This window comes from Sphingomonas ginsengisoli An et al. 2013, assembly GCF_009363895.1.
Taxonomy (GTDB): domain Bacteria; phylum Pseudomonadota; class Alphaproteobacteria; order Sphingomonadales; family Sphingomonadaceae; genus Sphingomicrobium; species Sphingomicrobium ginsengisoli.
The window spans coordinates 2,617,595-2,637,089 of the sequence record NZ_CP045434.1; the positions used below are offsets into that span (position 1 = coordinate 2,617,595).

Annotated in this window: 17 protein-coding genes; 7 read left to right on the forward strand and 10 right to left on the reverse strand. The window is 70.8% G+C overall.

Annotated features, from left to right (window positions below; translation table 11 throughout):
* Positions 1-2 precede the first annotated feature (2 nt).
* Together creD and GCU42_RS12810 are read left to right on the forward strand one after the other, a co-directional pair.
* Complete coding sequence (creD, locus tag GCU42_RS12805) at positions 3-1,361, forward strand: cell envelope integrity protein CreD (RefSeq protein WP_114229062.1); 1,359 nt, start codon at positions 3-5, stop codon at positions 1,359-1,361.
* A gap of 35 nt (positions 1,362-1,396) precedes the next feature.
* Positions 1,397-2,278 (forward strand): LOG family protein, encoded by an 882-nt coding sequence (locus GCU42_RS12810; protein WP_114229061.1) that lies wholly within the window; start codon positions 1,397-1,399, stop codon positions 2,276-2,278.
* A 37-nt stretch (positions 2,279-2,315) separates the two neighbouring features.
* Here the strand turns inward: GCU42_RS12810 and GCU42_RS12815 are convergent, their stop codons facing one another.
* From GCU42_RS12815 to GCU42_RS12825, 3 genes are all read right to left on the reverse strand, one after another.
* Entirely contained in the window at positions 2,316-3,071 is a 756-nt protein-coding gene (locus GCU42_RS12815) for a c-type cytochrome (protein WP_114229060.1), read from the reverse strand.
* Positions 3,072-3,141: 70 nt separating this feature from the next.
* Positions 3,142-3,987 (reverse strand): NAD(+) diphosphatase, encoded by an 846-nt coding sequence (gene nudC, locus GCU42_RS12820; RefSeq protein ID WP_114229059.1) that lies wholly within the window; start codon positions 3,985-3,987, stop codon positions 3,142-3,144.
* A complete protein-coding gene (locus GCU42_RS12825; protein WP_114229058.1) occupies positions 3,977-4,972 on the reverse strand; it encodes an A/G-specific adenine glycosylase in 996 nt (331 codons plus the stop codon). Before GCU42_RS12825 ends, nudC begins: the two co-directional genes overlap by 11 nt.
* Positions 4,973-4,999: 27 nt before the next feature.
* Here GCU42_RS12825 and GCU42_RS12830 point away from each other — a divergent pair, with 27 nt between their 5' ends.
* The 5 genes from GCU42_RS12830 (at position 5,000) to GCU42_RS12850 (ending at position 13,318) form a co-directional block, all read left to right on the forward strand.
* Entirely contained in the window at positions 5,000-5,560 is a 561-nt protein-coding gene (locus GCU42_RS12830) for a DUF721 domain-containing protein (protein WP_114229057.1), read from the forward strand.
* Between the two features lie 6 nt (positions 5,561-5,566).
* Complete coding sequence (locus GCU42_RS12835; protein ID WP_114229056.1) at positions 5,567-6,319, forward strand: thioredoxin domain-containing protein; 753 nt, start codon at positions 5,567-5,569, stop codon at positions 6,317-6,319.
* A 27-nt stretch (positions 6,320-6,346) separates the two neighbouring features.
* A complete protein-coding gene (gene smc, locus GCU42_RS12840) occupies positions 6,347-9,748 on the forward strand; it encodes a chromosome segregation protein SMC (RefSeq protein ID WP_152569585.1) in 3,402 nt (1,133 codons plus the stop codon).
* Positions 9,745-11,121: a cytochrome P450 gene (locus GCU42_RS12845; protein WP_114228642.1), complete on the forward strand. Its 1,377-nt coding sequence runs from the start codon at positions 9,745-9,747 to the stop codon at positions 11,119-11,121. Before smc ends, GCU42_RS12845 begins: the two co-directional genes overlap by 4 nt.
* A 100-nt stretch (positions 11,122-11,221) precedes the next feature.
* Positions 11,222-13,318 carry a TonB-dependent receptor gene (locus GCU42_RS12850; protein ID WP_240309536.1) on the forward strand — a complete coding sequence of 699 codons (2,097 nt, stop codon included), beginning with the start codon at positions 11,222-11,224 and terminating at the stop codon, positions 13,316-13,318.
* Positions 13,319-13,475: 157 nt separating this feature from the next.
* On the opposite strand, the gene GCU42_RS12855 is transcribed toward GCU42_RS12850, so the two are convergent.
* From GCU42_RS12855 to GCU42_RS12885, 7 genes are all read right to left on the reverse strand, one after another.
* Positions 13,476-14,915 (reverse strand): UdgX family uracil-DNA binding protein, encoded by a 1,440-nt coding sequence (locus GCU42_RS12855; RefSeq protein WP_114228676.1) that lies wholly within the window; start codon positions 14,913-14,915, stop codon positions 13,476-13,478.
* A 113-nt stretch (positions 14,916-15,028) separates the two neighbouring features.
* Positions 15,029-16,273: a putative DNA modification/repair radical SAM protein gene (locus GCU42_RS12860; RefSeq protein WP_114228641.1), complete on the reverse strand. Its 1,245-nt coding sequence runs from the start codon at positions 16,271-16,273 to the stop codon at positions 15,029-15,031.
* A gap of 64 nt (positions 16,274-16,337) precedes the next feature.
* Positions 16,338-17,141 carry a DUF1206 domain-containing protein gene (locus GCU42_RS12865; protein WP_114228640.1) on the reverse strand — a complete coding sequence of 268 codons (804 nt, stop codon included), beginning with the start codon at positions 17,139-17,141 and terminating at the stop codon, positions 16,338-16,340.
* Between the two features lie 66 nt (positions 17,142-17,207).
* Positions 17,208-18,023 (reverse strand): COG4705 family protein, encoded by an 816-nt coding sequence (locus GCU42_RS12870; protein ID WP_114228639.1) that lies wholly within the window; start codon positions 18,021-18,023, stop codon positions 17,208-17,210.
* Positions 18,020-18,424 carry a hypothetical protein gene (locus GCU42_RS12875; RefSeq protein WP_114228638.1) on the reverse strand — a complete coding sequence of 135 codons (405 nt, stop codon included), beginning with the start codon at positions 18,422-18,424 and terminating at the stop codon, positions 18,020-18,022. Before GCU42_RS12875 ends, GCU42_RS12870 begins: the two co-directional genes overlap by 4 nt.
* A gap of 36 nt (positions 18,425-18,460) precedes the next feature.
* On the reverse strand, positions 18,461-19,024 hold the full coding sequence (locus GCU42_RS12880) for a demethoxyubiquinone hydroxylase family protein (protein ID WP_240309535.1): 564 nt from the start codon (positions 19,022-19,024) through the stop codon (positions 18,461-18,463).
* Positions 19,000-19,491 carry a disulfide bond formation protein B gene (locus GCU42_RS12885; protein WP_114228637.1) on the reverse strand — a complete coding sequence of 164 codons (492 nt, stop codon included), beginning with the start codon at positions 19,489-19,491 and terminating at the stop codon, positions 19,000-19,002. The genes GCU42_RS12880 and GCU42_RS12885 overlap by 25 nt, the downstream gene beginning before the upstream one ends.
* Positions 19,492-19,495 lie beyond the last annotated feature (4 nt).

Genomic DNA, 19,495 nt, shown 5'->3' on the forward strand with positions numbered 1-19,495 from the left:
CGATGGATCAGCCCACCCCGACCGGAAAACTGCTTCGCGCGCTCGGTATCGCCGCACTGTTGTCGATCGGGATTTTCGTCACCTGGCTGATGATCAGCGACCGCCGCTCGCAATCGGACGAGGCGCGCTCGAGCATCGCCGCGGGGTGGGGCGAGCCGCAGGTGATTGCCGGGCCCGAGCTCAGCATTCCGTTCAAGACCATCAGCGCGGCGACCACCGATGCCAATGGGAAGATCGTCAGCGGGCCCGAGACGGTCGAGCGGCGGCTGATCGTCGCGCCGCAGGGGGTCGATGCGGCGACGCGGATCGCGCCCGAGCGCCGGGCCCGGTCGATCTATGAGGTGGTGGTCTATCATGCCGACACGCAAGGCCGCGCGACCTTTGCGCTGCCGAGCGACCTGACCCGGCTCGGCGTGCCGGCGGGGTCGCTCGAACTCAATCGGGCCGAACTGCACTTCGGGGTCAGCGATAGCCGGGGCCTCAGCGCCAATCCGCTGGTGCGGGTCGGCGGGAAAGCGCTTCCGCTTGGGCCGGGCGGGGGGACCAGCATGGTCAATGGCGGATTCTATGCGCCGATCGACCTGACGCAGCTCGACCCGGCGCGCTTCTCGGTCGACTTCTCCTTCGCGCTGCGCGGCAACGGCTCGTTCGCCTTCATGCCGCGGGCGGGCGACACCGCGTGGAAATTGAGCTCGACCTGGGCGAACCCGAGCTTCACCGGCGGCTTCCTCCCCGAGCAGCGCCAGGTGGCCAAGGACGGCTTCACCGCTGCCTATCGGATCGGCAACCTCGCGCTCGGCCGCTCGCTGCTGTTCATCGAGGGGGACGAGAAGGGGAATTCGAGCGACGAGGCGGTGAGCCAGGCGCGCGCCGGGGTCGACCTGATGCAGCCGGTCGATCTCTACAGCCAGGTCGACCGGGCGACGAAATACGGCTTCCTGTTCATCGGCTTCACCTTCCTGGCGTTCCTGCTGTTCGACATCATCGGCGGGGTGCGCGTGGTGGCGATCGAATATCTGCTCGCCGGGGCGGCGCTGGTGCTGTTCTTCGTGCTGCTGCTGGCGTTTGCCGAGGTGATCGGCTTTGCCGCCGCCTACGTCGTCGCCGCGGGCGCGATCGCCGCGCTCAACACGGCTTATTCGGCGGCGGTGCTGGGGAGCTGGCGGCGCGGGCTGGTGATCGGGGCGATCCTCGCCGCGCTCTATGCCGTGCTCTACGTCCTGCTCAGCCTCGAGGCCTATGCGCTGCTGATCGGCGCGCTGCTGCTGCTCGTCGCGCTGGCGGGGACGATGTACGTCACCCGCCGGCTCGACTGGACCGGGGAGCGGCGGCGGGTGGCGGAGGAAGCGGCGCCGCTTTGACGCCGCGCGCAAAGGGGAATAGGCGCCGTCCGCTTATGACTGATCCTGTTCCCCCCAAGCGTATCTTTCCCAATGCGAAGGTCGACGCCGAAGCCGCCAAGCATATCCCGTCGTCGCCGCAGACGGAGGACGCCGCCTACACGCTGGCGTTCCAGGACAAGGACTTCCTGCTGCGGCCCGATCTCCGGCCGGTGCGCTTCCAGCTCGAGCTGTTGAAGCCCGAGCTGCTGCTCGACGAGCAGAAGATCGGCTCGACCTTCGTCTTCTACGGCTCGGCGCGGGTGCCCGAGCCGGCCAAGGCCGAGGCGCTGCTCGCGGCGGCGCGGACCGACGAGCAGAAGGTCATCGCCGAGCGGCTCAAGGCCAAGTCGCATTATTACGAGGTTGCGCGCGAGCTGGCGCGGCTGGTCAGCCGGACCGAGCCCGACGACGAGGGCAAGCGCCACTTCGTGGTCTGCTCAGGGGGCGGCCCGAGCTTCATGGAAGCCGCCAACCGCGGCGCCGCCGACGAGGGGGCGGAGTCGATCGGCTTGAACATCGTGCTGCCGCACGAGCAATTGCCCAACCCCTATGTGACCCCGCACCTCAGTTTCCAGTTCCACTACTTCGCCTTGAGGAAGATGCACTTCCTGCTGCGCGCGCGGGCGGTGGCGGTGTTCCCGGGCGGGTTCGGGACGTTCGACGAGATGTTCGAGCTGTTGACGCTCATCCAGACGGGCAAGGTGCGGCCGCTGCCGATCCTGCTCTACGGGCGCGAGTTCTGGAACCGGGTGGTCAATTTCGAGGCGCTGGTCGAGGAGGGCGTGATCAGCGCCCGCGACCTCGACCTCATCACCTGGTGCGAGACGGCCGAGGAAGGCTGGGCCGCGGTGTGCGACCATTATGCCGAGGCCGAGCAGCGCGCGGCGGCCGAATAGGTCTCGGCGCCGCCGGTAAGTGGCGGCGCTTTTACCCTTACTTCTTGTTGTTGGCGGGGCTGGCCTTCTGGGTCGGCGACGGGCCGGTCAGCTTGGAGGCGCCTTCGCCACCGATGCTGCCCTGGCCGGCCGTGGCCGCCTGCTGCTCGTTGAGCACCGGCTGGTCCTTGGCCTTCTGCGCGCCGGCCGAGGCATTCTCGGCAGCCGCCTTGGCGCCCGCCGCGGCGGGAGTCGCGCCGCCGGCCTTGGCGTCGGCACCGGCCGCGGGGGCCGCCGGCATCGGCAGCGGCGACGGGCTCTTGCTGTTCAAAAAGGCGATGACGTTGGCGCGCTCCTCGGGGTTGCTGAGGCCGGCGAAGGTCATCTTGGTGCCGGGCGCATACTTCTTCGGGCTGGTCAGCCACTGGTTGAGCGTGTCCCAGTTCCAGGTGCCGCCCTTGCCGCTCAGCGCCGGCGACCAGGCGAAGCCGCGGCCCGAACCGGCCGGCTCACCGACGACGTGATAGAGGTTGGGGCCGAGGCCGTTGGGCTGGCCCTGCTCGATCGTGTGGCAGGCCTGGCACTTCTTGAACACGTCGGCGCCCTTGGCCGGGTCGGCCTTGGCGAGATAGAATTCGATCGGCTGCTCGGCGGCGGCGCCGGCGTCGCCCTCCTGGACCACGCCCTCGATCGGGAAGCCCATCTTCTCCGGCCGCTCATTATTGAAATATTCTCCGGCCAGCAGCGAGCCGCCAAGGGCGACAATGCCAGCGCCGAGGACCCAGCCAGCGATGGTGTTCGAGGTGTCCTTCATGGAGAATGCGGTTCCGGAAAAGAGGGGAAGAATATGGCTGGCGCCCCTTTAGAGAGGGCGTGCCAATCGTTCAAGCCAACAGCCAGTGCTCGAGCAGCGTCCGGGCGATGGCGAAGGGCGGCGGGGGGATGAACGCGGCGTCGGGCGCGCCGGCCAAGGCGGCGGCGACCTCGGAACGGGTGAACCAGCGCGCATCCTCGAGTTCGGTCACGTCGACGGTGATCGCGTCGCCCTCCGCCCGCGCGGCGCAGCCGATCATCAGCGAGGAGGGGAACGGCCACGGCTGGCTGGCGAGGTAGCGGACGTCTCTGACAGTGACGCCGGCCTCCTCGAACAGCTCGCGGGCGACGGCGGCCTCGATCGTCTCGCCGACCTCGAGGAAGCCGGCCAGCGCCGAATAGCGGCCGGGCGGATATTGCGGCTGGCGGCCGAGCAGGAGGCGGTCGTCATGCTCGGCTAACATGATCACCACCGGGTCGACGCGGGGGTAATGTTCGGCCTGGCATGCGGGGCACTGCCGCGACCAGCCGCCGCGGACCACGTCGGTGGCGTGGCCGCAATTGGCGCAGAAACGATGGCGGCGGTGCCAGCTCGACAGCGACAGCGCGGCGGCGAACAAGGGCGCGTCGCTGGCGGAGAGGTGGGCGAGCGCGTTGAAGCGGGCGCGCAGGTCGCCGTCGAAGTCGAGCGCCGGCGAGTAGCGCGGGGCGCCGTCGGCGAGGCCGAGGAAGAGGTCGGGCTGGGCCAGCGGCTGCCACTGCAGACGGCCGGCATTGTCGATCGCGGGGAGGCCGTCGGCCCAGACCAGCTCAAGCGCGCGAGAGTCGTCCTTGAGGCGGGCGAGTTCGTCGGGCTGGCCGCGCAGGGCGTCGGCGCGGTCGAGCCCGGGGCCGGCGAAGAAGGCGTCAGGCAGCAAGGCGCGGCTCCCGTTCGGCGGCGAGCGCGGCCTCGACCGCGCGGCGGTAGAGGGTCGGCAGGCCGGCCTCGGCAAGCGTGGCGAGTGGCTGCCACCAGCCGTCGCCCTCGGGCTCGCCGCGCGGGACGACCAGCAGGTCGAGGGTGAAATGGGTGAAGCCGTGCCGATGAACCGCGAGCGGGTTGGCCGCGGGGCGCGCCTCGCTCCACTCGGGGCCGGGCAAGGCGGCCATTCCGCCGAGCAGGCCGGTGGCGGGGCGGCGGGTCAACCAGAGCGCGTCGTCGCGGCGGATCCACCAGGCGAGGCCGAAGCGGTGCGGGCGGTCCTTCTTGGCCTTGCGCGCGGGGATGTCCTCGGGGCGGCCGAGCGCGGCGGCGCGGCAGTCGGGCTGTAGCGGACAGCGGTCGCACAGCGGCTGGCGCGGGCGGCAGATGGTCGCGCCCAGGTCCATGCAGGCCTGCGCGAAATCGCCCGCGCGGCCCGTGGGCCACCAGTCACGCGCCGCTTCGGCGACCGCGCCGCGATCGGCGAGGCCGAAGACGCGCGCGACGACGCGCTCGACATTGGTGTCGATCGGCACCGCATCCTCGCCGAAGGCGATCGCCGCCACCGCCGCGGCGGTATAGGCGCCGAGGCCGGGAAGCTGGCGCAGCTCCGCCTCGCTCGCCGGGAAGCCGCCGCGTGCCGCCACTGCGCGGGCGCAGGCGATGAGGTTGCGGGCGCGGGCGTAATAGCCGAGCCCGGCCCACTCGCCGAGGATGTCCTCGTCGCTGGCGGCGGCGAGCGCCTCGACGGTCGGCCAGCGCTCGAGGAAGCGACGGTAGCGCGGGGTGACAGTGGCCACCGTGGTCTGCTGGAGCATGACCTCGGAGAGCCACACCCGGTAGGGGTCCTGGCGCGGGGCGCCCGGCGGGGCGCGCCAGGGCAGGTCCCGCGCGGCCTTAGAATAATAGTGGAGAAGTCGGTCCGCCGCCTTTGCGTGCATGGGGGCCCTATGGCATGAGCCGGAGCGATGGCCAAACCCCTCTATCCCCATGGCAAAGCCAGCGACGCGCCGCGCCAGAATCGCGCGCGGGCGGCGGGTGAGATGGTGACCGCGATCGGCGGGATGGCCTTCAAGCGCTTCGGCTTCGTCCAGGGGCAGGTGGTCAGCCGCTGGCCCGAGATCGTCGGCGAGCGCTACGCCAAGGTGTCGGCGCCCGAATCGATCCGCTTCCCCGCCGGGCGCAAGGACGGCGGCACGCTGACGCTGGTGGTCGAAGGCTCGCACGCTCCGGTGATGCAGCATCTGGCGCCGACCATCGTCGAGCGGGTCAACCGCTTCTTCGGCCATCCCGCGGTGGCGCGCATCCAGTTCCGCCAGGGTCGCCTGCCCAAGGCCGAACCGCGCCGTGCGGTTGCGCCTGCGGCGGCGCCCCGCGAGCTTGGGCCGGGGCTGCGCGAGATCGGCGATCCCGAGCTGAAGGCGGTGCTCGAATCGCTCGCCGGGCGGCTCGACCCCGCCGAGCGGCCGGCCGAGCCGGAGCGGCCCAACCCGCTCGCTATCTTCACCAACATCCCGAAGGTCCGCTGAACCACCATGAAGATCATCGCGTTGCTTGCCGCCGTTGCGGTGCTGGCCGGCTGTTCGGGCGGCAAGGGCAATGACAGTGCCAAGGCGGACGCAGGTCCGCCGGCGCCGATCGCCGCGCCGAACGGGGGCGACTGGACCCAGACCGTCACCAAGACGAGCGAGGGCGGGATGCTGATGGGCAATCCCAATGCCAAAGTGAAGGTGGTCGAATTCTCCTCGATGACCTGCCCGCATTGCGCGCATTTCTCGGAAAACGGGACGCCCAAGCTGGTCGCCCAATACGTCAAGACGGGCCAGGTCTCGTTCGAGTTGCGCAACTTCGTCCGCGATCCGCTCGACATTGCGATGGCGCTGGTCACGCGCTGCGCGGGGGCGAGCGCGCAGTTCTTCACGCTGACCGACGCGATGTACAAGGACCAGACGGCGATGTTCGAGCGGGTGCAGGCGGTGCCGCAGGCGACGCTGCAAGGGCTCGCCAGCCTGCCGCCGGCGCAGCAGTTCCAGCGCTATGCCGATTATGCCGGGCTGCCCGCTTTCGCCGCGCAGCATGGGCTGCCCTCGGCGAAGACCAGCCAGTGCCTCGCCAATGCGGCCGAGACGCAGCAATTGGTGGCGATGAACAGCGACGCGGTGTCGAATTACCAGATCGAGGGGACGCCGACCTTCCTCATCAACAACCGGGTCCAGCAGATGCCCGGCATCGCCGAGGACAAGGTGTGGGATACGCTCGAGCAACGGATCAAGGACGCGCTGGCCTGAGGGCCGCCAGCGCCGGGGGGTGAACAGGTGCGGTTTCGCCGGCTGAAACTCAGCGGCTTCAAGAGCTTCGTGGAACCGGCCGAGCTGCGCATCGAGCCGGGGCTGACGGGGATTGTCGGGCCCAACGGCTGCGGCAAGTCGAACCTGCTCGAGGCGATGCGCTGGGTGATGGGCGAGGGCAGCCCCAAGAGCTTGCGCGGCGGGGGCATGGAGGACGTGATCTTCGCCGGCACCGCGAGCCGGCCGGCGCGCGATTTCGCCGAAGTGTCGCTGCTGCTCGACGCCAGCGACGGCCCCGAACATGAGGTAACCCGGCGGATCGAGCGCGGCGCGGGCTCGGCCTACCGGCTCGACGGGCGCGACGTGCGGCAGAAGGATGTGGCGCTGCTCTTCGCCGATGCGGCGACGGGCGCGCATTCGCCGGCGCTGGTCAGCCAGGGGCGGATCGGGGCGATCATCGCCGCCAAACCCGCCGAGCGGCGCCAGATGCTCGAGGAAGCGGCGGGGATCGCCGGGCTCCACGCGCGGCGCAAGGACGCCGAGACCAAGCTCAGGGCAACCGAGACCAACCTCCAGCGGCTCGACGAATTGCTGACCGAGCAGGAGAGCCGGATCGCGGCGCTCAAGCGGCAGGCGCGGATAGCCGAACGCTATCGCCAGCTGACCGAGCGGATTCGGCTGGCCGAGGGGCGGCTGATCTACCGGCGCTGGGCCGAGGCCGAGGCGGCCGCCAAGGCTGCCGCCGCCGAGGCGAGCGCGGCGAGTGCCGAGGTGGCAGCGCTGTCGGCGACGCTGACCCGCGCGCAGGAGGCGCAGGTCGCGGGCTCGGGCGAAGTGGCGCGGCGGCGGGCGGCGGCGGCGGCCCGCGAGCAGGGGCAGGCGCTGGCGCACCAGCTGGCGACCGCGCGGGCGCGGCTCGACACGGTGCTGCGGCGGCAGGCGGAGCTCGAGCGGCTGGGGCAGCAGCTTAGCGCCGAGCAGGCGCGCGAGACGGCGTTGCGCGAGGATGCCGAGCAGGCGGGCAAGGCGCTGGCCGCCGAGCAGCAAGCGATCGCCGAGCGGCTGGCCAATGGCGAGGCGGAGGCGGTGCGGATCGCGCGCGCGCTCGGCGCCGCCGAGGCACAGGCGCGGGCGAGCGAGGCGGCGCTTGCGGGATTGCTGGCGCGCGAAGCGGCGATGAAGGCCGAGCGCAGCGTCGCCGAAGCGGCGCTGACCGCCGCCCGTGGCCAGGCGGCGCGGATCGAGGAAGAGGCGCGGCGGCTGGCGGCGCAGCTGGCGAGCCTCGGCGACGGCGCGAGCGAGCGCGCGGCGAAGGCGGCGGCGGAGCACAAGCGGGCGGCGGCGGTGAGCGCGCAGGGCGAGGCGGAAGCGGCGCTCGACGTGGCCGAAGCGCAGCGCGGCGCGGCGGCGGAGCGGCGCGATGGGGCCGAGGCGGCGGTGGCGGCGGCGCGCGCGGCGCTGGCGGCGGCCGAGGCCGAGCATGGGGCCCTGACGCGGGCGCTGGCGACCGGCGGTGGGCGCGGGGTGCTCGCCGACGTTCGCGCCGCCAAGGGCTATGAGCGGGCGCTGGCGGCGGCGCTTGGCGACGATTTGGACGCGCCGGTCGGGAATGAAGGCGCGCGCTTCTGGGGTGGGGCGGAGGCGCTGGCGGGCGATCCGGCGCTGCCGGCCCGGAGCGAGTGCCTGGCCGATCATGTCGAGGCGCCGGCGGCGCTGGCGCGGCGGCTGGCCCAGGTGGCGGTGGTCGAGGCGGATGACGGGCGGCCGCTCGCGGTCGGGCAGCGGCTGGTGACCCGTGGCGGGTTGCTGCGGCGGTGGGACGGCTATCGCGCGAGCGGCTCGGGCGCGGCGGCGGCCGAGCGGCTGGTGCGGCAGAACCGGCTGGCGGAGATCGGCGACCAGATCGAGACGCTGCGGCGCGACGCGGCGGAGGCCGAGGCGCAGCGGCAGGCGCTGCTCGACGCGGTGGCGCGCGCGCGTGCCGCCGCCGACGAGGCCCGGGCCAGGATCGCCGCCGCCGAGCGCGAGGCGCGCGAGGCGAGCCGGGCGGAGGATGTCGCGACGGGCGCGATCGAGCGGTTGGACAGCCAGCGCGCGCTGCTCGACGAGCGGCTGACCGAAACGCGGCCGGTGAGTGAGGCGGCGGCCGCCGCGGTGGCGCAGGCCGAGAATGCGCTGGCCGCGCTGCCCGACGCGGGGCTGCTGGCAGGAAGCATCGCCGAGGCGCGCGGGCAGGCGGCGGCCGACGGGACGCAGGTCGCCGAGCGGCGCGCCGAGCAGGCGACGCTGGCGCGCGCCGCCGCCGCCGACCGCGAGCGCCAGGCGACCGCCGCGCGCGACCAGCGGGCGTGGGCCGAGCGGGCGACGGCGGCCGGGCAGCGGATCGCGGATGCGGAAGCGCGCGCCGCGGCGCTGGCCGAGGAGCGTGAGTCGCTGGCGGCTGAGCCCGAGGCGCTGGAGGAGCAGATCGCCGGGCTCGAGCAGCAGAGCCGTGACAGCGAGGCGGCGGTGTCGGCGACGCTCGCCGCCGAGCGCGAGGCCGAGGCCGCGCTGGCCGGGCTCGCCGCTGCTTTCCACCAGGCCAATGAGGCGATGGCCGCTGCGCGCGAGCGGCGCGCCGGTGCCGATGCCCGCGCCGAAGCGCAGGTGGCGCGGCGGATCGAATATGGCCGGGTGTGCGGCGAGAAGTTCGAATGCCCGCCGCCGCTCCTGCCGCAGAAGCTCGGCTTCGATCCGGCGCAATTGACCGACGCGGTGGAGGAATCGGCGACGCTCGAGCGGCTGACCGGCGAGCGCGAGCGGCTTGGGCCGGTCAATCTGGTCGCCGAGCAGGAACTTGCCGAACTCGACGAGGCGCGACTGACCGGGGCCGCCGAGCGCGACGAATTGCAGGAGGCGATCAACCGGCTGCGCGGCTCGATCGGGAGCCTGAACCGCGAGGGGCGGGTGCGGCTGCTCGACGCCTACACCCAGGTCGACCGCCATTTCCGCAGCCTGTTCACGACCCTGTTCGACGGCGGCCAAGCGCATCTCGAATTGATCGACAGCGACGATCCGCTCGAGGCGGGGCTCGAGATCATGGCGCAGCCGCCGGGCAAGCGGCTGACCGCGCTGACGCTGCTGTCGGGGGGCGAGCAGGCGCTGACCGCGGTGGCGCTGATCTTTGCCTTGTTCCTCACCAACCCCGCGCCGATCTGCGTCCTCGACGAGGTCGACGCGCCGCTGGACGACGCCAATGTCGAGCGCTTCTGCGACCTGCTGCTGCGGATGACGCGCGAGACCGAGACGCGCTATCTGATCGTCACTCACAATGCGGTCACGATGAGCCGGATGCAGCGCCTTTACGGGGTGACGATGGTCGAGAAGGGGGTCAGCCGGCTGGTGTCGGTCGACCTCGGCGGGGCCGAGACCTTGCTGGCGGCCGAATGAGCGAGCGGTTCGTCCCCACTTTCCCGCCGCGCGGCGCGGGGCCGGTGCCGGTCTGGCGCGGGTTCGTCGGCGAGCGGTCGCGGACCTCGGTCCATGGCTGGTCGGAGCAGATGTACGCGCTGCCTTACTATCGGCGGCAGATCATGAAACTGCGGGTCCATGTGCTGATCGACCCGCCGCTGGTCGAGCATGTGATGCTCACCAACCAGGCCAATTATGTGAAGCCGGCGATCGCGCGGACGTTGCTCGGGCCGGTGATCGGCGAGGGGCTGCTGACCGCCGACGGCGCGCTGTGGCGCGAGCAGCGCAAGATCGTCGCGGCGAGCTTCTCGCCGGCGGCGGTCGAGCGAGTGCGGCCGGTGTTCGGGGCGGCGTCGGAAGCGGCGCTCGACGGCTGGCGCGACGGCGAGACCCGCAATGTCGCGGTCGATGCGACGCGGGCGACGATGCTGATCATCGCCGAGACTTTGTTCAGCGCCGACCCACGGCTGGTGAGCGAGGCGGCGCTCACGCACATCGCCGCCGCGCTCGACGGGATCGCGGGGCCGCGGCTGCAGGCGCTGCTCGGGCTGCCGATGGTGCCATTGACGCCCAAGGGCCGGGCGGCGCGGAAGGGGCGGGTCTATCTGCGGCGGACGCTGGCCGAGCTGGTCGACGACCGCCTGCGCGACGCTGCGCCGGGGGATGATTTCCTCGGCGGGATCATCCGGGACCTGCGCGACAAGTTCGGTCCCGAGCAGGGGCGCGAGCTGGCGATCGACAATGCCGCGACCTTTTACCTGGCGGGGCATGAGACGACCGCCAATGCGCTGGCGTGGACGCTCTATTTGCTGTCGGAGCAGCCGGCGGTGCAGGACGCGGTGGCGGCGGAGGGGCAGGCGGCACTCGCCGGGGACGGGCTGGCAGGGCGTTCGGTGACGGCCGCGCTGCCCCGGCTCCATGCGGTGCTGCAGGAGACGCTGCGGCTTTATCCGCCGGCGCCGCGGTTCGATCGCCAGGCGGTCGCGGCCGATGTCTTGCCCAATGGCGAGGCGATCGCGCCCGGCGACATCGTCTCGGTGTGGCCGTGGCTGCTCCATCGGAGCCGGCGGCTGTGGGACGATCCCGACGCGTTCGATCCCGACCGCTTTGCGCCGGAGAAGCCGCGGCCGGGGCGCTATCAATATCTGCCGTTCGGGGCGGGGCCGCGGATCTGCGTCGGGGCGCAATTCGCGACGGTGGAGGCGCTGACGGTGCTGGCGCACTGGCTCGCCCGCTGGCGCTTCGTCACGCTCGGCCGCCCGGTGACGGTCACCGGGCTGGTGACGATGCGGCCGCGCGGCGGGGTCGTCCTGCGCGTCGAACGACGCGCCCAATCACTCGCGCCAAACTGATAATGATTCTCGATAACAACTGAACTGCTGTTGCGAACGATTTTCATTAGCGATAGTGGCGTCCCTCACAAACGAGAAAAACTCGTCCGAGGGGAAGTCCGTGAAGATCGTTCGTCAGGCGCTGGTCGGCGCCTCTCTGTGCACCGTGGCGCTGCCGGCCGCCGCCGAGACGGTGGCGGTTACCGCTGCGCCATCAGCCGAGGCTGAGGCCGAGGCGCCGACCGTGACGGTCACCGGCCAGCGCGAGGAATATGGGGTCAAGTCGACCAGCACCGCGACCAAGACCAACATGCTGTTGCGCAACGTGCCCCAGGCAATCTCGGTCATCTCCGAGGCGCAGATCGAGGACCAGTCGCTGCGCTCGGTCGGCGACCTGCTGATGTTCGTGCCCGGCGCGACGCCCAGCACTGGCGAGAGCAACCGCGACCAGCTGACCCTGCGCGGCAACAACACCACCGCCGACTTCTTCCTCGACGGCCTGCGCGACGACGCGCAATATTTCCGCGACTTCTACAACCTCGACCGGGTCGAGGTCTTGAAGGGCCCCAACGCGATGATGTTCGGACGCGGCGGGGGCGGCGGAATCATCAACCGCGTGACAAAGCGCGCCGGCTTCACCGACCGGCGGCAGATCATGGCCAGCGTCGACAGCGAGGGCCGGACGCGGACCACCGGCGACGTCGATGCGCGGCTGGCGGGGGCGCTCGGGCTGAGGGTCAACACGGTCTACGAGCAGGGCGACAGCTTCCGCGACCATGTCGGGCTCAAGCGCTACGGGATCAATCCGACGCTCGGCATCCTCGCCGGGCAGGACACGCGGATCGACCTTTCGTACGAATATTTCCACGACCGGCGGACTAGCGACCGCGGGGTGCCGTCGCTGGCGGGCGTGCCGCTGACCGGCTTCACCCGCACCTTCTTCGGCGATCCCGACGACAGCTATTCGAACGCGAAGGTGCAGATCGCGACCCTGGCCGTCGAGCACCGGTTCAGCGACGCGCTGACCCTGCGCAACCGAACGCAATTCGCCGACTATGACAAATTCTATCAGAACATCTTCGCCGCCTCGGCGGTCAATGCCGCCACCGGCGCGGTGTCGCTCGGCGCCTACAACAACCGCAACGACCGGCGGAATCTGATCAGCCAGACCGACCTGGTGTGGACAGGGACGGTGGCCGGGATCGACCAGACGCTGCTGATCGGGGTCGAGCTGTCGGGGCAGCGGAGCCGCAACCTCCGGATGACCGGGCTCAATCCGGGTTCGGTCAATGTGAGCGCTCCGACCGTCGACCGCACCTTGGTGTTCGCGACCAGCGCGAGCGACGCCAACAACCGCACCCGTGCCTCGGTCGCGGCGGGCTATGTCCAGACGCAGTTACGGCCGGCCGACTGGCTCGAGATCGTCGGTGGGCTGCGGTTCGACCGCTTCACGCTGACCGTCGACGACCAGCGCGCGGGGGTGGCGACGCAGAGCCGCACCGACCGAACGGTGTCGCCGCGGCTGGGGGTCGTCTTGAAGCCGCTGCGCAACCTGTCGGCCTATGGCAATTTCTCGCGCTCCTTCCTGCCGCAGTCGGGCGACCAGTCCAGCGCGCTTACCCTGACCACCGCGGCGCTCGAGCCCGAGCGGTTCACCAACCTCGAGGTCGGCGCCAAGTGGGAGCCGCTCGGCGGGTTGCTCGCCACCGCCGCGCTCTACCGGCTCGACCGCAGCAACACGCAGAGCCGCGACGCGCTCGACAATATCGTGCTGACCGGGGCGACCCGGACGCGCGGGCTCGAGCTCGGGCTCGAGCGGAGCATCAGCGCGCGCTGGCAGGTGTCGGCGGGCTATGCGCTGCAGAAGGCGGAGATCCGCCGGACCACCACCGCCGCGCCGGCCGGGCGGAGCGTGCCGCTGGTCCCGCGCCATTCGCTCTCGCTGTGGAGCAAATATCAGTTCAGCAAGCCGTTCGGCGCGGGTCTGGGCATCATCTCGCGCTCGAAGAGCTATGCGACGATCAGCAACCTGGTCGCCTTGCCGGCCTACACCCGGCTCGACGGCGCGCTTTACTACAGGCTGGCGCCGGGATTCGAGGCGCAGCTCAACGTCGAGAATTTGCTGAACAAAGCCTATTTCCCGACCGCCAACAGCGACAACAACATCGCGCCGGGGGCACCGCGGAATGCGCGGCTGACGCTGCGGGCGGATTTCTAGTCCGGGTTCCTCCCCGTCCGAAGGATGGGGAGGGGGACCGTTCAGCCGCAGGCTGACGGTGGAGGGGCCTGCAGCCTCATCGCAGGCGCGAACCTTGCAGGCCCCTCCGTCAGTGCTTCGCACTGCCACCTCCCCACGCCTGCGGCGCAGGGAGGATCTAGCTTGCCAGTTCCTTCGCCCGTGCGCGGATGCGGGTGAGGTCCTCGACGAACTTGGCGCGCTCCTCCGCGCGGCGGTCTTCCTCAGGGATGCGGAGGAGGAAGCTCGGGTGGACGGTGACCCAGCATTCGCTGCCGTCGGCGAGGGTCAGCGGAGCTTCGCGCGCGCGGCTGATGGTCAGCGTCTTGCCGGTCAGCGAGCGGGCGGCGGTGGCGCCGAGCGCGACGGTCAGCGGCGGCCTGATCAGCGCGCGCTCCTGCTCCTGCCACCAGCGGCAGGCGTCGATCTCGGCGGTGTCGGGCTTGGAGTGGATGCGCTTCTTGCCGCGCAGGACGAATTTGAAATGCTTGACCGCATTGGTGACGTAGGTCTGCGTGCGGTCGATCCCGGCTTTCTCGAGCGCTGCGTCGAACAACTGGCCGGCCGGGCCGACAAAGGGGCGGCCGGCGACGTCCTCCTGATCGCCCGGCTGCTCCCCGACGAACAGGATGCAGGCGTCGAGCGGGCCTTCGCCGAAGACGGTCTGGGTGGCGTTGCAGTGGAGGTCGCAGCGGGTGCAGCCGCGGGCTTCGGCCATCAGCGCTTCCCAGCTGGCGCGGAGGTTGCCGCCGGTCTGGAGCTGGCGCTCGGCCTTGACGGCGGCTTCCGCGCCGAAATTGTTCGCCGACCGCTCGATCATCTCCAGCTCCCGTGCGCGCGCCCCCGCGATCAGCGGGGCAACGAGCGAGGTCTCGGGCATGTTGCGCCAATATTTCTTGGGCATCTCCTTGAGCATCGCCCCGATCTTGAGGCGCGCCGGGTTGAAGATGCTCGAATAGTAAGTGCGCCAGGTCTCCTCGAGCGGGTCGCCGTCGGGGGCGTCGGCGCGGGTGGCGCCGGGGCCTTCGCACAGGGTCTGCGTCTCGGGCGCCCAGTGGATCGACAGTTCGGGAGTGAGGATCGACCAGCGCATGCTGGCGAAGCGGCGGGCGAAGAAGCCGGCCTCGCGGCGGACGATGTGGTGGTCGGGCTCGAAGAAGGCGACGAAGCGGGTGCCGTTCTCCTCGGCCACTTCGCGGAAGCGGACGAAGGCGTGCATCTTGTGCGCGTCGCGGCGAACTTCCTTGGCGAGCTTCTCGAGCCGGTCGACCAAGGGGTCGGCGCGGTCCTCGAGCGCGCGGCGGTTGCCCTTGAGCTTCCACAATAGCGCGTAGAGCAAGGCGAAGCGCTGCGGGTCTGAGTGGCAGACGGCGGCCTTGGCGAGATCGATGAAGGGCTTGGGCACCGAGAACATCGGCTGGCCGCCCCCGCCCGGGGGCAAGGCGCCCTCGCTGCCGAACAATTCGCCATCGTCGCCGGCGACCTGCCAGACCACGCTCATCGGCGGGACGCCGGCGCCGATCAGCTCGCGCGCCGCCTCGCGCCAGCCGTCGAAATCGTCGGGCCGGTCGAGGGTGATCTTGAGCGGATCGATCTGCGGGCCGTCGGGGAGGAGGACGCCGGTCTTGCCGCTGGTGCCGTGGGCGGGAGAGAACAGGTCGGCGCTGTTGCCGTGGCGGCCGTTGGCGTCACTCACGCGGCGAACAATTCCAGCTGGCTGACCTTGGGGGCGACGAGGGTGCGGAGGTCGGCGCGGTCGGTGAGCAGGGTCGGGCGCCAGTCGGCGGTGACGATGAAGGGGCGGATCTTGGCGATGCTGACGGTCAGCCGGGCGACGTCGTCGAGGGTGAAGCGGCGATGGCGGCGCGAGCGGATGAGGCGGTCGACCGCCTTGGTGCCGAGCCCGGGGATGCGGAGGAGCATTTCGCGCGGCGCGCGATTGACGTCGACCGGGAAATGCTCGCGGAACTTGAGCGCCCAGGCGAGCTTGGGGTCGATGTCGAGCGGGAGCATGCCGTCGTCGCCCGCCGCCTGGACGACCTCGGCCGGCTTGAAGCCGTAGAAGCGCATCAGCCAGTCCGACTGGTAGAGCCGATGCTCGCGCATCAGTGGCGGGCGCTGGAGCGGCAGCACCGCGCTGGCGTCGGGGATGGGCGAGAAGGCCGAATAATAGACGCGGCGGAGCGAGAAGCGGTCGTAGAGGGTCGAGGCCTTGGTGACGATGTCGCCGTCGGTCGCCTTGTCGGCGCCGACGATCATCTGGGTCGACTGGCCGGCGGGGGCGAAATTGGGCGCCGACTTATACTTCTTGCGGGCGTCCTTGCCGTCCTCGATCGCGCCCTTCATGCCGAGCATCGCGCCCTCGATCTGCGGGGCGCTCTTCTCGGGCGCGAGCTTCTCGAGGCCCGACACGGTCGGCAGCTCGACGTTGATCGAGACGCGGTCGGCGTGGAGGCCGGCGAGGCGCACCAGCTCAGGGTCGGCGTCGGGGATGGTCTTCAAATGGATGTAGCCGCGAAAGTCGTGGTCTTCGCGGAGCGAGCGCGCGACCTCGACCAATTGCTCCATCGTGTAGTTGGAGGACTTGATGATGCCCGAGGAGAGGAACAGCCCCTCGATGTAGTTGCGCTTGTAGAAGGCGAGAGTGAGCTGGACGACCTCCTGCGCGGTGAAGCGCGCGCGGCGGACGTTCGAGCTCTTGCGGTTGATGCAATAATGGCAGTCGAAGATGCAACTGTTGGTCAGCAGGATCTTGAGCAAAGAGATGCAACGGCCGTCGGGCGCATAGGCGTGGCAGATGCCCATGCCCTCGGTCGAGCCGAGGCCCTTGCCGCCCTTGCTGTCGCGCTTGGCCGTCCCCGACGAGGCGCAACTCGCGTCATATTTGGCGGCATCCGCGAGGATCGCCAGTTTCTCGCGGGTGTCGAGCTGCGCCATGATGTTCGGTATATGTTCTTATCCGGGGACGGGCAAGCTTTTCCGGTGATTTGAGCAGCTTAGGTCAGACGGAGAGGTGCTGGCGCGCCTTGCTTGCGACCTCTTCGACCGGGACGTCGTGGATGACTCGGTAACGCGCCTCGATCAGGCTGAAGCAGCCGAACAGGGCGAGGCCGACGCCGACGATCACGTCCCACGGCGAGGTCAGCCAGGCGAGCGCCTGCTGCATCCCGCCGGCCTCGGTCGCGCGGCTGTCCATCCCGGCGCGGTAGAGGAAATAGCCGCTGATCAGGAAGACGATGCCGCGGGCGAGATAGCCGCCGCGGCCGGTCCAGCGGACCCACGGGGCGCTTCGGACTCCGCCGCCAAGCCGCTCGCAGAATTTGCAGCGCCAGGCGTTGACGAACTGGGCGATGCCGACGCCGGCCAGCACCGCGCCGCCGAGCAGGAGCAGCCAGGCGCCGCCGGGGAGGTCCATCGCGACCATGGCGCCTTCCTTCGCGCCGCTGAGGTGCTCGCCGCGAACGCCGCGCAGGAAGCGGATCGCCTGCCAGGCGAAGGCGAGGTGGACGGCGCCGCTGAAGGCGGCCGCCGCGCGCGGGCCCCAGCCCTTGCGGCCAGGTTTATGGCCTTCGATGTTGAGCAGGGCGTCGCTCAGCCGCCAGACGCCGTAGGCGACGAAGCCCGCGATCATCACCAGCAGCAGCCACTTGGTCCGTCCGGTCGAGAGGTAGTGGAGCGCGCCGCTGGGGTCCGCGGCGCGGCCAACGGCGATGATCAGCCAGGCGATCACCAGATACATGACGCCGCGCGCGGCGAAGCCGAAGCGGGTCAGCAGGGTGAGGGTCGTGCTGGCGTCGGTCGGCATCGGGGCTCCTGTCGGCGGTCAAACCGCAACCCGCCCCGCTTCGTTCCGCCGCCCGAACGGCTGCGCTTAGGCCGGCTCCGCGCGGTGGGTACCGGCGCGCTGGGGCAGCAGCCACAGCAGGGCGACGATCAGCACGAGCAGGATGAGCGAGGCCAGCGGGCGGCTGATCTCGAGCCCGCCCTTGGCGACCGGCTTGTCGAACCAGTCGCCGATGGTGGCGCCGAGCGGGCGCGTGAGGATGAAGGCAGCCCAGAAGAGGATGGCGCGGGGGAGGCGGGTGGTGAACCACAGGAGGGCGACGAGCGCGATCGCCGCGCCGAAGATCAGCGCGCCGCCGGCATAGCCGGGCCCGCTGTCGGCGACCCAGTCACCGAGCGCGGTGCCGAGCGTCTGCGAGAAGGTGATGGTGATCCAGTAGAACAGCTCCTGCCCGCGGCTGACGATGTCGTCGGCGGCGATCCGGCCGAGCGTCAGCCGCCAGGCGACGAGGCTGGCGAGGACCAGTGCGAGGAGGAGCAGCGAGCCGCCGAGGTAACCGAGCCCGATCGAGCGAGTGGCGAAGTCGGCGAGGGTGGTGCCGAAGGTGGTCGAGGCGATGATCGCCGCCCAGTAGAGCGCGGGGTGGAAACGCCGCGCGCGGATCTGCGCGGCGACCAGCAACAGCAGCGGAATGCCGAAGATCAGCGTGCCGATGAGGTAGCCGCTGACCGCGGCTCCGGCGGCGTCGGGGGTGGTTTCGCCGAGCCAGGTCATCGTCACCGTGTCGCCGGCGGTTTCGCCCAATGTGGTGGCGAGGATCTTGACGATCCAGAAGCCGAGCGTGATCGCCGGGACCTTGGCGAGGACGTCGCCGAGCGAACTCGGCTGCTCGGCCGTGCTCAACGCGGCGGCGGCGAGTCGGCCGCGTCCTGCTCGTTACGCTCGGCCTTGGCCTGGTCGATCATCTTCTGGAGGCAGCCGTTCTGGCCGCCGGGTCCGACCGCGTCGCAGGTGGCGACGCCTTGACGGGTCGCGACCTCGAAGCTGCGGGCGCGGTTGGCCCAGGCCTCACGGCTCTGGCGAGCGCCGCCCTGGCGCAGCCGCTCGGGGATGCGGAAGCGCTCGCCCTCGGGCTTGCGGGCGCAGACCACGACTTCGCTGTCGGTCGAACGCGGGCAGGGGTCGTTACCGTAGACGATGATCTCGGCGATCTTGCGGCCGGTGTCGCTGTCCTGCGCCTGCGCGGGGGCGGCGGCGACAGCGAAGCCGGCGAGCGCGGCGGCGGTGAGGATCGGCTTCAACATCAGGATAGTCCTTTCATCGCCCCAACGGCCGAACCGTCAGATGCGTTTCGAGATTTCGATCGCGGCGCGGCAGACGCCGCGGATGGCGAAGGTGAGCAGGGGGTAAGCGGGGGCGTTGGCGGCGCCGGCCGCCCGGGCGGTCTCGCGATGCTCGAGCTCGTCGGCCTGGAAGGAGCGGATGTCGGCGCTGAGTTCGGGATCCTGCTCGCCGAGCTGGTCGAGCTGCTCGCTGTAATGGCGGTCGATCTCGGTCTCGACCGCGTCGGTGCAGGCCATCGCGGCCTCTTCGGAGATGAGCGCGGTGACCGCGCCAAGCGCGAAGCCGCCGACGTGCCAGAGCGGCTGGAGCAGGGTCGGGCGGACCCGCCGCTCGGCCATCAGCTGGTTGAAGCGGGCGAGGTGGCGTTCCTCCTGCCCCGCCATGTGGGCGACGAGGTGGGCGGCGGGGGACGAGCCGCGCAGCACGGCGAGCTGGCCCGCGTAGATGCGCGTCGCGCCATATTCGCCGGCCTGGTCGACCCGCAGCATCGCCACACGGTCGGCCTGGCGGTCGCCGGGCTGCCAGCGCTTGGGGCTCAGCGGCGGCGCAGCGTCAGCCATGCGATCGCTCCGGCGGCGGAGAGGGAGAAGATGGCGTTCCACGCCGCCATCGACAGGCCGAGGAAGCTCCACTGGACCTGGTCGCAGCGGATCAGCGGGGTGCGCAAAATGTCCTGCAGAGTCTTCGCGCCGGTCGCGGTGCAGGTGGTGAAGCCCTCCCACCAGCGCGCCTCGACCCCGGCGTGGTAGACGGCGATGGCGCCCGAGACGGCGATGCCGAGCGCGGCGAGCAACAATAGCGGCCGCCGCGCGGGGGGCAGGAGCAGCGCGAGCGTCGCGGCGGTCAGCCCGGCGAAATGGCCGTAGCGCTGCCACCAGCACATTTCACACGGGTGGAGCCCGCCGAAAATCTGCGAGGCATAAGCGCCGGCGAGCAGGCCGCCCGGCACCAGCAGCGCGAGCCACAAGGCGCGGTCGAGCGATCTTTTGTCGGAGCCCAGGCCGAGGCTGCCGGTGCGCGCGTCCATCGCT

What these genes read in the sequence shown, in the direction of transcription:
- creD (WP_114229062.1), top strand. Translation starts at nt 3, where the DNA reads ATGGATCAGCCCACCCCGACCGGAAAACTGCTTCGCGCGCTCGGTATC.
- GCU42_RS12810 (WP_114229061.1), top strand. Translation starts at nt 1,397, where the DNA reads ATGACTGATCCTGTTCCCCCCAAGCGTATCTTTCCCAATGCGAAGGTC.
- GCU42_RS12815 (WP_114229060.1), bottom strand. Translation starts at nt 3,071, where the DNA reads ATGAAGGACACCTCGAACACCATCGCTGGCTGGGTCCTCGGCGCTGGC.
- GCU42_RS12825 (WP_114229058.1), bottom strand. Translation starts at nt 4,972, where the DNA reads ATGCACGCAAAGGCGGCGGACCGACTTCTCCACTATTATTCTAAGGCC.
- GCU42_RS12830 (WP_114229057.1), top strand. Translation starts at nt 5,000, where the DNA reads ATGGCCAAACCCCTCTATCCCCATGGCAAAGCCAGCGACGCGCCGCGC.
- GCU42_RS12835 (WP_114229056.1), top strand. Translation starts at nt 5,567, where the DNA reads ATGAAGATCATCGCGTTGCTTGCCGCCGTTGCGGTGCTGGCCGGCTGT.
- GCU42_RS12845 (WP_114228642.1), top strand. Translation starts at nt 9,745, where the DNA reads ATGAGCGAGCGGTTCGTCCCCACTTTCCCGCCGCGCGGCGCGGGGCCG.
- GCU42_RS12860 (WP_114228641.1), bottom strand. Translation starts at nt 16,273, where the DNA reads ATGGCGCAGCTCGACACCCGCGAGAAACTGGCGATCCTCGCGGATGCC.
- GCU42_RS12865 (WP_114228640.1), bottom strand. Translation starts at nt 17,141, where the DNA reads ATGCCGACCGACGCCAGCACGACCCTCACCCTGCTGACCCGCTTCGGC.
- GCU42_RS12875 (WP_114228638.1), bottom strand. Translation starts at nt 18,424, where the DNA reads ATGTTGAAGCCGATCCTCACCGCCGCCGCGCTCGCCGGCTTCGCTGTC.
- GCU42_RS12880 (WP_240309535.1), bottom strand. Translation starts at nt 19,024, where the DNA reads ATGGCTGACGCTGCGCCGCCGCTGAGCCCCAAGCGCTGGCAGCCCGGC.
- GCU42_RS12885 (WP_114228637.1), bottom strand. Translation starts at nt 19,491, where the DNA reads ATGGACGCGCGCACCGGCAGCCTCGGCCTGGGCTCCGACAAAAGATCG.